10 protein-coding genes are annotated in these 15,425 nt (G+C 61.5%); 6 read left to right on the top strand and 4 right to left on the bottom strand.

Going from position 1 to position 15,425, the window contains the following annotated elements:
* Nucleotides 1–134: 134 nt before the first annotated feature.
* Nucleotides 135–2,888 carry a response regulator gene (locus tag ALTERO38_RS05710; protein ID WP_178114571.1) on the bottom strand — a complete coding sequence of 918 codons (2,754 nt, stop codon included), beginning with the start codon at nt 2,886–2,888 and terminating at the stop codon, nt 135–137.
* Between the two features lie 126 nt (nt 2,889–3,014).
* The gene (locus ALTERO38_RS05705) at nt 3,015–3,641 is read right to left on the bottom strand and encodes a trimeric intracellular cation channel family protein (RefSeq protein ID WP_102838198.1); all 627 of its coding nucleotides are present in this window, start codon (nt 3,639–3,641) and stop codon (nt 3,015–3,017) included.
* 122 nt (nt 3,642–3,763) lie between these two features.
* On the opposite strand from ALTERO38_RS05705, the gene ALTERO38_RS05700 reads away from it, so the two are divergent.
* Both ALTERO38_RS05700 and ALTERO38_RS05695 read left to right on the top strand, forming a co-directional pair.
* Entirely contained in the window at nt 3,764–4,666 is a 903-nt protein-coding gene (locus tag ALTERO38_RS05700; protein WP_159967591.1) for an HTH-type transcriptional regulator ArgP, read from the top strand.
* Between the two features lie 254 nt (nt 4,667–4,920).
* Entirely contained in the window at nt 4,921–5,634 is a 714-nt protein-coding gene (locus ALTERO38_RS05695) for a 4'-phosphopantetheinyl transferase (RefSeq protein WP_159967590.1), read from the top strand.
* A 72-nt stretch (nt 5,635–5,706) separates the two neighbouring features.
* On the opposite strand, the gene ALTERO38_RS05690 is transcribed toward ALTERO38_RS05695, so the two are convergent.
* A complete protein-coding gene (locus tag ALTERO38_RS05690; protein WP_159967589.1) occupies nt 5,707–7,308 on the bottom strand; it encodes an ATP-binding protein in 1,602 nt (533 codons plus the stop codon).
* Nucleotides 7,305–8,027: a winged helix-turn-helix domain-containing protein gene (locus tag ALTERO38_RS05685; RefSeq protein WP_159967588.1), complete on the bottom strand. Its 723-nt coding sequence runs from the start codon at nt 8,025–8,027 to the stop codon at nt 7,305–7,307. The genes ALTERO38_RS05690 and ALTERO38_RS05685 overlap by 4 nt, the downstream gene beginning before the upstream one ends.
* A gap of 882 nt (nt 8,028–8,909) precedes the next feature.
* Between ALTERO38_RS05685 and ALTERO38_RS05680 the strand changes: the two genes are divergently transcribed.
* The 4 genes from ALTERO38_RS05680 (at nt 8,910) to ALTERO38_RS05665 (ending at nt 15,386) form a co-directional block, all read left to right on the top strand.
* On the top strand, nt 8,910–11,804 hold the full coding sequence (locus tag ALTERO38_RS05680; protein ID WP_159967587.1) for a ribonucleoside-diphosphate reductase subunit alpha: 2,895 nt from the start codon (nt 8,910–8,912) through the stop codon (nt 11,802–11,804).
* 363 nt (nt 11,805–12,167) lie between these two features.
* Complete coding sequence (locus ALTERO38_RS05675; RefSeq protein ID WP_159967586.1) at nt 12,168–13,421, top strand: ribonucleotide-diphosphate reductase subunit beta; 1,254 nt, start codon at nt 12,168–12,170, stop codon at nt 13,419–13,421.
* Between the two features lie 116 nt (nt 13,422–13,537).
* Nucleotides 13,538–14,314, top strand: a complete 777-nt coding sequence (locus ALTERO38_RS05670; RefSeq protein ID WP_159967585.1) for a DUF2971 domain-containing protein — start codon at nt 13,538–13,540, stop codon at nt 14,312–14,314.
* 175 nt (nt 14,315–14,489) lie between these two features.
* A complete protein-coding gene (locus ALTERO38_RS05665; RefSeq protein ID WP_159967584.1) occupies nt 14,490–15,386 on the top strand; it encodes a restriction endonuclease in 897 nt (298 codons plus the stop codon).
* The last annotated feature ends 39 nt before the right edge of the window (nt 15,387–15,425 follow it).

Genomic DNA, 15,425 nt, shown 5'->3' with positions numbered 1-15,425 from the left:
CACCGGCCACCGGAACTCCAGGCAGCCCGGCGACTTGCGTCGTCGCAGGGCGCCCGCCACGCCCAGAGCAAGTGCCGGATGTTTCCGGTATAGGCCCGACGTCAACGCGAATACGTTGACGTCAGCCGGATCCGCTAGACGACTCGCGCTTCGTTCTCCAGGCGTTCGATGGCGCTGTCCAGCTCATCCAGCGCCTGGGCGGCGCTTGGATGGTTCTGTTTGAGCAAGGTTTCACTGCGCTCGCAGGCCGCCCGCAGCTGCGGAACGCCGCAATAGCGGGTCGCGCCGTGCAACCGGTGCACGCGGTCGATCATTGCCTGGCGATCATTTATCGACCGCGCCTCGCGGATCACCTGACGGTCATCCTCCAGTGAGGCCAACAGCATGCTCAGCATGTCCGCTGCGAGATCGGCTTTACCGGCGGCCAGGCGCAACCCCTCTTCCGCATCGAGCACCTTGAGGTTGTTTTCCGGCGTCGCCGTCTCAGGCGGTGCTGCAACAAAGCTGCGCGCCAGCGGCAGGCCGGTCCACTTCAGGATCACCTGGGCCAGCTGGCGCTCGCTGATCGGCTTGGTCAGGTAATCGTCGAGCCCACTCTGCAATAGCGAGCGCTTTTCGTTGGACAGCGCGTGAGCCGTAAGCGCAACGATCGGCATCGGTGGCTGCGTACTGTCATCTTCCCAGCGACGAATCGCCTCGGTGGTCTGGCGCCCGTCCATGCCCGGCATCTGCACGTCCATGAACACCAGATCGAAGGACTTGTGCTTGACTGCTTCCAGCGCCTCGGCGCCGCTGCTCACCGCCTCGACTTCACCGCCCATGTCGGTCAGCAGGGTTTCCAGCAGCAGCAGATTGGCCGGGTTGTCATCGACGCACAGTACCCGTGGCGGTCGGGTTTCCGACACGGCGATGCTCTCGATCATCGCCTGTGGCGGCCGCAACAGATCGAGCAGCACCCGCTGCAGCTTGCGCGTACAGGCCGGTTTGCTCTGCAGCTGGGCATGGGTGTGCGATTCGGGCAGCGCCTCGTGGTATTGCGCCTGTTCGCTGGTCGGGCAAAGCACGATGCATTTGCAGCCCAGCCCTTCGAACTCCCAGAGCCGCAGGCATAGCTGTTGCGGTGCGATTTCTCGATGGGTCACACCGAGCACGGCCACCTCGATCGGTGTGTCGCTGGTATGGGCTTCGAACACCGCCGCCTGCAACTGATCCAGGCTGTCGAACGGCAGCACTTCCATGCCGCAGCTTTCCAGCTGGTGCTGCAACGCCTGGCGTGTCAAAGGATGCTGCTCGAGCAAGCCGACCTTGCGTCCGAGCAGCGCCGCCCGCGGCAGGTCCTCGATGTCGTCACGCGCCTTGGGCAGGCTCAGACTGATCCAGAATTCAGAGCCCTCCTTCGGAATGCTGTCGACCCCGATTTCCCCGCCCATCTGCTCGATCAGTCGCTTGGAGATCACCAGCCCGAGCCCCGTACCGCCCGGTTGGCGCGAGAGCGAATTGTCGGCCTGACTGAACGCCTGGAACAGCGCACGCAGGTCCTGATCAGTCAGACCGATGCCGGTGTCCTGCACGCTGATGCGCAGCTGAGCGCGGTCGGAGCGCTCGTCTTCGACCATCGCCCGGACGATGACGGTGCCTTCATTGGTGAACTTGATGGCATTGCTGACCAGATTGGTCAGCACCTGTTTGAGTCGCAGCGGGTCGCCGACCAGTGATAGCGGCGTGTCGCGGTAGACCAGGCTGACCAGCTCCAGATGCTTCTGATGCGCCGCCGGGCCGAGGATGGTCAGGGTGTCCTCGATCAGATCGCGCAAATTGAACGGGATGTTGTCGAGGACCAGCTTGCCGGCCTCGATCTTCGAGAAGTCGAGGATTTCGTTGATGATCCCTAGCAGGCTGTCAGCGGATTTTTCGATGGTCGACAAGTAGTCCTGCTGGCGTGGCGTCAGGTCGCTTTTTTGCAGCAGGTGGGTAAAGCCGAGGATGCCGTTGAGCGGCGTGCGGATCTCGTGGCTCATGTTGGCCAGGAACTCGGACTTGATCCGACTGGCCTCCAGCGCTTCCTTACGTGCCAGGTCCAGCTCGATGTTCTGGATCTCGATGGTCTCGAGGTTCTGCTGTACGTCTTCGGTGGCCTGGTCGATGCTCTGCTGCAGTTCTTCACGAGCGGCCAGCAAGGCTTCGGCCATACGGTTGATGCCCGCCGCCACTTCGTCCATTTCATGGCTGCCGAGCGCTGGCAAACGAGTCTCCAGGTGACCGTCCTTGAGCTGCGCCACGGCCACCTTGACCCTGTGCAGCGGCTTGCTGATTGAGGTACTCATGCGCAGCGCCAGCAGCGCAGTGATGATCAGCCCGGCGCCAATCAGCAACAGGCTGGCAAACAGGCTGCGGTAACCGCGCAGCAGCGTGCCCTGGTGCGACAGCTCCAACTCCAGCCAACCAATCAGGCGGAGGTCGTTGTCGGGATTGTCTTCGGCGAGATTCAGATGCTTGCCTAGCACCGGCAGGAGGATGCGCGTGGTGTCGACGCTGCTGACCTGAGTCAGCGCTTCGGGATCGGTTGGCGGCGACGGGGTGATCATGTTCGGCCCGGCATGGGCCTGCAGATTGCGCTCGGCATCAAGGATGGAGACCGCACGCACATCAGGCTGATCCAGCACCTGATTGAGAATGCGCTGCAGCCGCTTGCCATAGCCCTGCGCCATGGCCGGAGCCGCCAGCGGCGCGAGCTGCTGGGCGATCAACTGGCCGCGCGCATCGAGCTGATGGCGCATCTCCGACAGCTGCATCCAGGTGAAATAGATGCCAAGCGCTACGGCTAGCACCGTGCTGGGCAACAAGATCAACACCAGCACCCGACTCTTTATTCCTAGGTCTCTCAGCACGGTTCCATTCCCCTGGTGGCCAGTGCGCTAGTGTAGCGGCTCGAAGGGCGGGAATCTGCGTTGCAAGACAAATGCACGTCAGGCAGAACCAGGCGCGTTTTGATTGGGCGCCTGGCGGTTGCGAATTCAGTCCAGCCCGCGGACGTCGCGCTCCTGAAAGTGCGGCAGCTGCCACTGGAAGGTCATTGCCAGCACCCGGAACAGGAAGCCCGCACACAGCGTGGCCAACGAGGCGATGGACGTGTCTATCCCGAGCCAGAGCAGCGTCACGTAGAGCACGCCAGTGAACAGCGCCACCGTGGCATAGAGCTCGCGCCGCAACACCATCGGCACCCGGTTGCAGAGAATGTCGCGCAGCAGTCCGCCAAACACGCCGGTGATGACCCCCGCCAGCACGACGATTGAAAGGTGCGCGCCCATGTCCATGGCCACGCCGCAACCGATCACGGTAAAGGCCACCAGGCCCAGGCCGTCGACCAGCAGAAACACCTGCCGCAGGTGATGCATGTGCCGCGCGACCAGGGCGGTGACGATGGCCGCGCCCACGGTGAAACCAAGGTACTCGGGATGGGCGATCCAGCCGATCGGGTAATGCCCCAGCAGCACATCGCGCGCCGTGCCGCCGCCCAGCGCCGTCACCGTGCCGAGCATGCAGATACCGAACAGGTCCATGCCGCGGCGCATGCCCATGATGGCGCCGGACATGGCTTCGGCCGTAATGGCGATCAGATAGATGATGTGCAACAGCGTCACAGCGGAACTCCAGAAGAGGCAGGCGGGAAAACGGCGCCATTATGGGGCACACTGCCATTCAATCGATGTGACTTAGCAAAATTAGGCTATACAAACATTTATTTAATCTGAGGACGCAGGGCTTGAATCTTGATCCCAAACAGACTGAAGCCTTCCGTGCGGTCATCAAAACCGGCAGTTTTGAGCAAGCTGCCCTGCGCCTGCATCTGACGCCACCTGCTATTTCGCAGCGGGTGCGAGCGCTGGAAAGCGCCTTGGGCAATGCTCTGGTAGTGCGCAGCCGCCCCTGTCGCCCTACCGAAATAGGCCAGCGGCTGCTGCAGTACCTCAAGCGGGCCACCTTGCTTGAAGCCGACCTGATGGCGGACCTGGCCGAACGCAGCGACGCGCCGCTGGTGGTGGTCGCCGCTCTCAATGCCGACAGCCTGGGCACCTGGTTCTTTCCGGCGCTGGCCGACGTGCTGATCAAGGAACGCGTGCTGCTCGATCTGACGGTCGAGGACCAGGACCACACCTACAGCCTGCTGGAAACCGGTCTGGCGATCGGTTGCATCAGCACCGAACCCAAGCCCATGCGCGGCTGCACGGCCAGCCCGCTGGGAAGCATGCGCTATCGCCTGGTAGCGTCCGCCGCCTTTCGGCAGCAGTACTTTCCCAACGGCCTGAACCGCAATGCCGCGCGCAAGGCGCCGGTGGTCGCCTACACCAACAAGGACCGCCTCACCTCTTCGTTCCTGCTTCGCCGGCTGGGCCTGCCCGAGGGCGCCTACCCTTGCCACTATGTGCCCGGCGCCGAGCCTCGCTTCAATGCGATCCGCTACGGGCTGGGCTATGGCATGGTGCCGCAGCCGCTGCTGCAGGATGCATTGGCCGAGGGCATCGTGGTCGACCTGGCCGCAGACGCGCCGCTGGACATCTCACTGTACTGGCACACCTGGAAGGTGCAGTCGCCACGCATGGAAAGTCTGTCGCGCCAGATCATCGAAGCGGCGCCGAAGATCCTTGCGCGACCTGAGGAGGCCTGATGAAACATGGCCCGCCCGCGGTTCTGGTCCGCGGGCCAGCTCGCTCCTGCAAGAATATTAGGATGCGAGATCGGGACAGGGCTGAAATCGATGGCCGCCCCGCCCGCGCGTCCGGCTCACGGGAAAGCGGGCTTTCTACTACAGGGGCCAACCCGGGTCATGTAGGCGCGAGCTTGCTCGCGAAGAGTCTTATGCCCACGCCAAGCGCATCACCGGGACTGCGCTCGGGCCGGCACTGAGGCACACTAACGCCCATGACTTCCATTCTTTATCACCCGGCCTGCTGCTCGCCTTTGAGCGATCACTGGCCGCTGCCGCTCGCCTTGCCCGGCGTGCAGTTGATTAGCACCCGCTTCGACCCCGCCCTGCTCGACTCCGAGGACTTCACCCGCTGCGGCGTGCCGGGCATGAGCGCCGTGAGCAAGCGCCAGACCGAGTTTCTTGCCGGCCGCCTCTGTGCGCACGAGGCCTTGCGCAGGGTGACGGGCGTGCCGTGCATCCCGGCTGTGAACGAGGACCGCTCGCCCAACTGGCCTGCCGGGGTGGTCGGCTCCATCACCCATGGCGCCGGCTGGGCGGCGACCGTGGTGGCACGTCGCGCGCAATGGCGCGGTCTCGGGCTGGATGTGGAGAAGCAGATTCCCACTACACGGGCCGACCGCCTGGTCGCTGAAATCCTCACGCCGCGCGAGCTGGAAGGTTACGCGGCACTCGACGAGACCCAGCGCGCCCAACGCGTCACCCTGACCTTTTCCATCAAGGAAAGCCTGTTCAAGGCGCTGTATCCGCTGGTCAACAAGCGCTTCTACTTCCAGGAAGCCGAGCTGATCCACCACGACAGCAGCGGTTACGCCCGCCTGCGTTTGCTCAATGATCTATCGGAAGAATGGAAGACCGGCGCCGAGCTGGAGGGCCAGTTCGCGCAGTTCGATGATTACCTGCTGAGCCTGGTGAGCATTCCGGCCTGAATCGTTACAGTCAGACGCGAGACTTCGCGGACAACACACCTCTCGATAGCCGCAGGGCGCTGATCTCAGCGCCTACTTCACCCGCTTGCGCGGCCAGACCAGGCTGAAGCGCGCGCCGCCCAGGTCGCTATGCCCAATCTGCGAACGGCCGCCGTGCCAGTAGGTAACTCGCCGGACGATGGACAGCCCCAAACCATGCCCGCCGGACGCGCGGGTGCGGCTGTCATCCAGACGTAGGAAGGGGGCAAAGACCTTTTCCCACGCCTCTTCAGGCACGCCCGGCCCGTCATCGTCGACCACCAACTGCGCCCGCTCGCCATCGATGACGAAGCTGACCTGAACTCGCGTTTCGGCGTGGCGCATGGCGTTGCTGATCAGATTGCTCAAGGCGCGGCGCAGGTAGTGCGGCTCGGCATCGACCACGCTGCTGCCGTCGGCGGCCGGCTTACAGGGCCCGCGCTCGACCTGCACCGCTGGCCGCAATGGCGCCAGCTCTCCGATGACCTGATCGACCAGTGCGCCGAGATCCACCGCCTGGAACGTCAGCTCTGGCGAACCCCGTTCGAGGCGGGTATAGACCAGCATCTCGTCCACCAGGCGATCCAGGTCGTCGATATCGCCATCCATGTCTTCCAGATAGCGATTACGTGCTTCCGCTGTCTGCGCCGAGCCGGCCATTTCCAGGCCGAAACGTAACCGCGCGACCGGCGTCCGCAGCTCATGTGCCACGGCGCTGACCATTTCCCGCTGCACCGCCAGCAAGCGCTGCAGGTGAGTGGCCATGCCGTTGAAGGCCTTGGCCAATCGCCCGACCGAATCGGTTCCGGCATCCGGCACGCGCGCTTCCAGCTGGCCGTTAGCGATGCGCGTGGCGGCGCGCCCGACGCTCCTTAGGCGCCGTTCCAGCTGGCGTACCAGCAGATACACCGTCAGCCCGATCAGCGACAGGCCCAGTACACCGATCAATGTCAGCAGCTCGGGCGGATAGGGATTGAGCTGACGCAACGGCCCCAGCGACATGATCCAAGGGGTTCCGGCAATCGCGGCGAACACCCGGATGGCCTCACCGCCGTTGACCAGCGCCATCACCGTGTCGCCTTCATCCAGCCGGCGCCGCTGATCGTCGTCGAGGCTGGCGCTGTTGCGGGTCAGCAGCTCGAGCGGATAGCCGAACCCACGCGCCGTCTTCAGTTCAGCCAGGCGCTGGGGTTGTTCGGCTTCGGGATAGCGGATCAGCTCGTCGATCAGCAGGTAGATAGTGGCGCGTGCCAGCTGTTCGCTGAGTTGCTCGACCTCGCCGGTCAGGGCCAGCCGGTCGTCGGCGCTGACCAGGGAATAGATCGTCACGCTGCCGGGGCGAATCTGCTCCACCAAGACCTGACCGCGTAGCAGTCGCGTCTCCAGGCCGCTTTCCAGCCGGATGTCTTCCAGAGTGCGCACCCGCAACGGAATCCCCAGCAGCCGCCCCCAGAGGTTCGCCGCCTGACGCCGTTCGATGGGCGTCATGTTGCTCATGTTGTGCGCCATCAGGCGAAAGGTACCGGCCGCCAACGCTTCGCGATGCTGATCGGCCCGTACCTGGTTGAGCAGATGCAGACCGCCCACGCCCAGCAGTCCAACCAGCACCAGTACGGCGAGCATGCCGCCGTAGATGCGCAGGAAGATCGAATTCACTGCAGCGCTTCAGCCGCTTCGGAAACGAACAGGTAGCCCTTGCCACGCACCGTCTTGATCAGGCGCGGGTGGTCGGGGTCGTCACCGATCTTGGGGCGGATGCGCGAAATACGCACATCGATGGAGCGATCCTGGCCGTCGTACTCGATACCGCGCAATTCAGAGAAGATCTGTTCCCGGGACATGATCCGTCCCGGATTGGAGGTCAGCAGCCACAGCAGATCGAACTCTGCACCGGTCAGCTCGATGCCCTCACCGCGCAGCCAGGCCTCGCGCAGCGCATTGTCGACCACCAGCGGGCCGTACTGGACGCGCTTGCCGCCTGCAGTTGCCGCCACCTCTGTACCTTCCCGGCGCCGCAGCAAGGCGCGAATACGGGCCAGCAGCAACCGCGGCCGCACCGGTTTGCACACATAGTCATCGGCACCGATCTCCAGGCCCAGCACCTGATCGAGGTCGTCGGCACGCGCGGTCAGCATCAGGATCGGCCCGTCATAGCGGTCACGCACCTTGCGGCAGATCGACAATCCGTCTTCGCCGGGCAGCATCAGATCGAGCACCACCAGATCGGGACGCTCGTTGATGATGCGTTCGGCCGCCTGGGCGCCGTCCGCCTCAATCGAGACCTGCATGCCATTGCCTTCAAGATACTCGCGGGTCAGTTCGGCCAACCGCTGGTCATCTTCGACAATCAGGATGTTCCAAGACTCTTGCTCCACCACGCGCCCTCCCGATACACCGGCCGGCATTGTAGCGTCAGGGCACCGCCAGATGGCAGCGGTTGACATGCACCTCCACGACGGAGCGGCCTGAAAGACCGGTCGAAGCGACGCCCTTGATGCCCGCTTCGCAGAACCGCCACAGCGCCGCGCCGGCCCTATGCCAGGCAAAAGGCCATTAGCGCAGCCAGTTCCGTCAAATCACCGTCTCGCTGAGCGTAAATGGCGCTAAATCCGCCTTTGACAAAACACCACATATAGTGTTTTGCGCAAGGCACCTCCGGGCGTCCGAAAGCGCTGTATGGGCCCGCATTTCATCCGAAGCCTTTGCACGCCGGAAACGGCGCGGGCTGCGCCCTTATCGCGCACAGCTCACCCACATGTTATCCACAGGTTGTTCATTTCAGGTGCCTTGCACTGGGCCTGAACCCCCACTATCGTGTCGCTCCAAGCGCCTTTTACCCCACATATTGGGTGTCCAAGGCCAAACAGACACAAACGCCGAAAAAAGCAAGCAAAATAAATTCGCTCTGATTTTTACCCGGCTCGCTCCCCCACGGGCGCGATAGATCGTCGCCGCAGACCGCGATCCTGCACAGCCCAACGTTGATTTTGCTCAAGCCCAGCAGTAGCGCATGCGCCAAGCGCGTCACACTACATGTTGTGTTTTGAGGTTGTGATCTTCACAACGCCTGACTATGCTTCGGCACACACGATTCGCCACCCCCGGTGCCGGATCGTTTCCAGTTTTGAGTCACCCATGAGCCGGTTCGCCGGGGCATGGTTCATGCAATACGAGACACGCAAGACCCGATCAAGGCCGCCCACAAAGCAGGCCTGACACCTAACGTGCTACCGAGACAGAGAGAATCCGGAGACCCCATGCAGAACGAGTCCACTCGCGAGAACCCGCACGCCGACAACAGCTCGCTGGACCTGGCCGCTACCGCGCCGGGCCAGCTGCGCGTGATCAAGCGCAACGGTACAGTCGTCCCCTACACCGACGACAAGATCACCGTCGCCATCACCAAGGCGTTTCTCGCAGTGGAAGGCAACAGCGCCTCCGCCTCGTCGCGCATCCATGACACCGTCGCCCGCCTGACCGAACAGGTCACCGCCACCTTCAAGCGTCGCATGCCTTCCGGCGGCACCATCCACATTGAAGAGATCCAGGACCAGGTCGAACTGGCCCTGATGCGTTCCGGCGAGCAGAAAGTTGCCCGCGACTACGTGATCTATCGCGAATCCCGTAGCCAGGAGCGCAAGCGCGGCGCCGTCGACGCACCGGTCGAAGCCCACCCGAGCATCCGCATCAAGCGTGCCGACGGCAGCCTGTCGCCGCTGGACCTGGGCCGCCTGAACACCATCATCACCGAAGCCTGCGAAGGCCTCGAAGAAGTCGATGGCGCGCTGATTCAGAAAGAAACCCTGAAGAACCTGTACGACGGTGTCGAGCAGACCGACGTCAACACCGCCCTGGTGATGACCGCCCGTACGCTGGTCGAGCGTGAGCCGAACTACTCCTACGTCACCGCCCGCCTGCTGATGGACACCCTGCGCGCCGAAGCCCTGAGCTTCCTGGAAGTCGCCGAATCCGCCACCCATCACGAAATGGCCGACCTGTACGCCAAGGCGCTGCCGGCCTACGTGGACAAAGGCGTGCAGTTCGAACTGCTCGACCCGCGCCTGAAGGAATACGACCTGGCCAAGCTGGGCGCCGCGATCAACCACGAGCAGGACCAGCAGTTCACCTACCTCGGCCTGCAGACCCTTTACGACCGCTACTTCATCCACAAGGATGGCGTTCGTTTCGAGCTGCCGCAGATCTTCTTCATGCGCGTCGCCATGGGCCTGGCCATCGAGGAAGAAAACCGCGAAGCCCGTGCCGTCGAGTTCTACAACCTGCTGTCGTCCTTCGACTACATGGCCTCCACGCCGACCCTGTTCAACGCCGGCACCCTGCGTCCGCAGCTGTCTTCCTGCTACCTGACCACCGTGCCGGACGACCTCGGCGGCATTTACGATGCCATCCGCGATAACGCCCTGCTCTCCAAGTTCGCCGGCGGCCTGGGCAACGACTGGACCCCGGTCCGTGCACTGGGCGCCTACATCAAGGGCACCAACGGCAAATCCCAGGGCGTCGTGCCCTTCCTGAAAGTGGTCAACGACACCGCGGTGGCAGTCAACCAGGGCGGCAAGCGCAAGGGCGCGGTCTGCGCCTACCTGGAAACCTGGCACCTGGACATCGAGGAATTCCTCGAGCTGCGCAAGAACACCGGCGACGACCGTCGCCGTACCCACGACATGAACACCGCCAACTGGATTCCGGACCTGTTCATGAAGCGCGTCTTCGACGACGGCAAGTGGACCCTGTTCTCGCCGAGCGAAGTACCGGATCTGCACGACCTCACCGGCAAGGCCTTCGAGGAGCGCTACGAGTACTACGAAGCCCTGATCGAATACGGCAAGATCAAGAACTACAAGACCCTGCAGGCCAAAGACCTGTGGCGCAAGATGCTTTCCATGCTGTTCGAAACCGGCCACCCATGGCTGACCTTCAAGGACCCGTGCAACCTGCGCAGCCCGCAGCAGCACGTCGGCGTGGTGCACAGCTCCAACCTCTGCACCGAAATCACGCTGAACACCAACAAGGACGAGATCGCCGTCTGCAACCTGGGCTCGATCAACCTGCCGCGCCACATCGTCGACGGCAAGCTGGACACCGCCAAGCTCGAGCGCACCGTGCGCACCGCTGTGCGGATGCTCGATAACGTCATCGACATCAACTACTACTCCGTGCCGCAGGCGAAGAACTCCAACTTCAAGCACCGCCCGGTGGGCCTGGGCATCATGGGCTTCCAGGACGCGCTGTACCTGCAGCACATCCCATACGGTTCCGACGCCGCCATCGACTTCGCCGACAAGTCCATGGAAGCGGTCAGCTACTACGCCATTCAGGCCTCCTGTGACCTGGCCGACGAGCGCGGTGCCTACGAAACCTTCCAGGGTTCGTTGTGGAGCCAGGGCATCCTGCCGCTGGATTCGCAGCAGATCCTTATCGAAGCGCGTGGCCAGAAGTACATCGACGTCGACCTGACCGAGTCCCTGGACTGGGCCCCGGTACGTGCCCGCGTCAAGAACGGCATCCGTAACTCGAACATCATGGCCATCGCGCCGACCGCGACCATCGCCAACATCACCGGCGTGTCGCAGTCCATCGAGCCGACCTACCAGAACCTGTACGTGAAATCGAACCTCTCGGGCGAATTCACCGTGATCAACCCCTACCTGGTTCGCGACCTCAAGGCGCGCGGCCTGTGGGACGCGGTCATGATCAACGACCTCAAGTACTACGACGGTTCGGTGCAGCAGATCGAGCGTATCCCGCAGGAGTTGAAAGACCTCTACGCGACCGCTTTCGAAGTGGAAACCAAGTGGATCGTCGACGCCGCCAGCCGCCGCCAGAAGTGGATCGACCAGGCTCAGTCGCTGAACCTCTACATCGCCGGCGCCAGCGGCAAGAAGCTGGACGTGACCTACCGCATGGCCTGGTACCGTGGTCTGAAAACCACCTACTACCTCCGTGCCCTGGCCGCGACCAGCACCGAGAAGTCCACCGTCAACACCGGCAAGCTCAACGCCGTCTCCAGCGGTGGCAACGGCAGCGCCAGCGCTGCTCCGGCCAAGGCTGCGCCAGCGCCAGAAATGGCAGCCGGTCCGGCACCGGTGCCAAAGGCGTGTGCGATTGATGAACCAGACTGCGAAGCCTGCCAATAAGTAGTTGAAAGTCGCGGTCCCCAGAGCGGACCGCGCGCTGTTTGCCCGGCAGGTCGGCCCCCATCACGTACATGCGTACGCTCAGGGGCTCCGACATGCCAGGCGCCTAGCGCTGCCTCGCTCTGGAAACCGCTCACACCGAGCTGCTGCTGAAAAGCGCTGCTCTGGGGTTTGAGGGCAACACGGACCCTGTAGGAGCGAGGAGGACGCCTAGTTCTTGCTCGCGATCCGCTCCCGCTCCGACCTCTCGGAAATACGGTGACATCGGGCCCTACCGCCCACCAATTTCTGCTTTTGCGTGCACACACAAGAGCCCAAAACATTCCCGACCGGCCGCGCCGGTCCCCAATCAGGAAAACCGCCATGCTGAGCTGGGACGAATTCGACGAAGAAGAAACCACCACCACTGCCGCGCCGGCCGCCCCGCAAGCCGCTGCCGCCGCAAACGACGCACCGGCCAAGCTCGACAAGGACGCCGCAGGCTCCGTCGAGGAAGCCCGCGCCGTTGCCTCTGACGACTCCGCGGCCGTCGCCCGCGCCAAGAAGGCCCTGGACGACCTCGACATCCAGGAAGGCCTGGACGAACTCGAAGGCGAATCCGCCCGCGTTCACGTCGGCGACAAGCAGATGATCAACGCCCGCGCCGACCTCAACCAGCTCGTACCTTTCAAGTACGACTGGGCCTGGCAGAAGTATCTGGATGGTTGCGCCAACCACTGGATGCCGCAGGAAGTGAACATGAACGCCGACATTGCCCTGTGGAAGACGCCGGACGGCCTCTCCGAGGACGAGCGGCGCATCGTCAAGCGCAACCTCGGCTTCTTCTCCACCGCCGACAGTCTGGTCGCCAACAACCTCGTGCTGGCCGTGTACCGCCTGATCACCAACCCCGAGTGCCGCCAGTACATCCTGCGCCAGGCCTTCGAAGAGGCGATCCACACCCACGCCTACCAGTACTGCATCGAGTCACTGGGCATGGATGAAGGCGAGATCTTCAACATGTACCACGAGATCCCGAGCGTCGCGAAGAAAGCCTCCTGGGGCCTCAAGTACACCCGCTCCATCTCCGACCCAACCTTCCAGACCGGCACCGTCGAGACGGACAAAGAATTCCTGCGCAACCTCATCGCCTATTACTGCGTACTGGAAGGCATCTTCTTCTACTGCGGCTTCACCCAGATCCTCTCCATGGGCCGCCGCAACAAGATGACCGGTACCGCCGAGCAGTTCCAATACATCCTGCGCGACGAGTCCATGCACCTGAACTTCGGCATCGACGTAATCAACCAGATCAAGATCGAAAACCCACACCTGTGGGACGCCGCCATGAAAGACGAAGCGACCCAGATGATCCTCCAGGGCACGCAGCTCGAAATCGAATACGCCCGCGACACCATGCCCCGCGGCGTCCTCGGCATGAACGCCTCGATGATGGAGGACTACCTCAAGTTCATCGCCAACCGCCGCCTGACGCAGATTGGCTTGAAGGAAGAGTATCCGGGTACGACTAACCCGTTCCCGTGGATGAGCGAGATCATGGACTTGAAGAAAGAGAAGAATTTCTTTGAGACGCGGGTGATTGAGTATCAGACTGGTGGGGCGTTGAGCTGGGATTGATACTGGCCTACTCGCCGAAGAGTTAAGAGCGCTTTACCTGAATGGATATTGGGGCAGCGAGTAAGAACAGAAGTCCCGCCTTGTGCGGGGCTTTTTCATTGGGCTAGGGTTACGCCTTGAAACAGACACTATACAAATACTACTCAACAGCGACAGAAACCCAACTCTCCAGAGCTATAGAGACACTTAACGGAAGAATATATTTTTCCGCACCATCAAAATTCAACGACCCCTTCGAGCTATCCGCAAAAGTAAATATATCCACATCACCGCTCCTAAAATCCCTTAGCCTGAAGGAAAAAGAAGCAGTGGAGCGAATATTTCGCCTCAGGCCCCCTGTATCCGCCGAATGGCGAGAAAAAATCGGCATTCTCTGTTTAACAGAAGACCCGCTAAACATACTTATGTGGTCGCACTACGCCAATAACCACACTGGAATATGCATCGGCTTCGACACAGAGGCTTCGCCATTCAACAGCACCAAAAAAGTCACCTACAACGGGGAAAGACCAAAAGCAGAGTTCAACTCAGATCCAGAAAAGTTAGTTGACCGAGTACTACTTACAAAATCACAGCACTGGCAATACGAAAAAGAATGGAGAATTCTAAAAAGAACAATAGAACCCGACGAATTGGATTTTTATCATCAAACGTTCAAAACCAACCCAGATCGACTAGACGAGATAGCAGAAACGATTGAGCAAAACGGAGGACCTGGCACCTACAGCTTCGACAAAAGCTCAATCCGAAGCATATTTCTTGGAGCCCGGATAACACCGAAAAATAAAGAATCATTAATCCAAGCAGCTTCCACGCTAGTCCCACACGCAAAAGTGTTTCAAACCGAGCTTGATAACAACTATTTCTGGATAAACAAAAAAAGACTCAGATGACGAATATCCAGACAGCGAGGTAGCCTGGAAGGCACGCGTGGAAAAGGCTTCGCCGTTTTCCACCCTACGTTAGCCAAACCGCCGACGGTCACCCAAGCGCACAAACCGCTTGCCGATCACCCCGTCCACCGGCACATTGCTCGGCGCAATCATTTAGCCATCACAAGGACGCGATATGGCACGCCGCCGCAAGCAAACCCCTTTTGAAGATTTGATTGATCTTGCTGCTCTGTTGCCTTGGTGGGTCACCCTGCCGCTGGCGCTCATTGCGTACCTGTGGCTCCACAGCGTCGCCACATCTCCAATGCCGACACTCGCGAATCCTGCCGAATTCAATAGCCAGTTACCCGGCATGATGCTGCGCGGATTAGCGGCGCCCGCGCAGTACTTGCTCCCCGCTGCGCTGGTGATTGGAGCCATCGCTTCGGTCTTCGGCCGCATACGGCGCAAGAAGCTCTTCAACTCCGTAGCAACCAACGAAAACACCCTCGAATCCATCAGCTGGCACGAGTTCGAGTTACTCGTTGGTGAAGCATTCCGCCGTAAGGGTTTTACCGTTCAGGAAACTGGCCAAGGCGGAGCCGATGGCGGTATCGATCTGGTGCTGTTAAAAGACGGCGAAAAGTACCTGGTGCAATGCAAACAATGGCGCCGCCAGCTGGTTCAGGTGAACGTAGTGCGTGAACTGTTCGGCGTCATGGCAGCCGAGGGGGCAAAAGGCGGATTCGTCGTGGTTTCCGGTCGGTTCACCGAGGATGCCAAGGCGTTCGCCCAGGGCAAGAATCTACAACTGATCGAAGGCGCCGAACTGAACGACATGATTCGTCAAAGCCGAGCGACTGCGGCGCGTCGAAACTCGCAACCCACAACTATCAAAACGCCTTACCAGGCTACATCGGTCTCATCAGACCCACTCGTCCAACCCCGTCGCGCAGCACAACCTAGCTGCCCCACCTGTCAGGCACCGATGGTTCAGCGCGTAGCAAAACGAGGAAGGGATGTCGGCAACCAGTTCTGGGGCTGCTCGCAATTTCCGAAGTGCAGGACCACACGAAACGAGATGCCCACTTAACGAAGTTCTTACAAGCGCGCATGGCACTGCCTGAATATC

The organism is Pseudomonas sp. 9Ag (assembly GCF_902506445.1).
GTDB classification, from domain to species: domain Bacteria; phylum Pseudomonadota; class Gammaproteobacteria; order Pseudomonadales; family Pseudomonadaceae; genus Stutzerimonas; species Stutzerimonas stutzeri_AB.
This window is presented reverse-complemented; position numbering and strand designations above follow the sequence as displayed.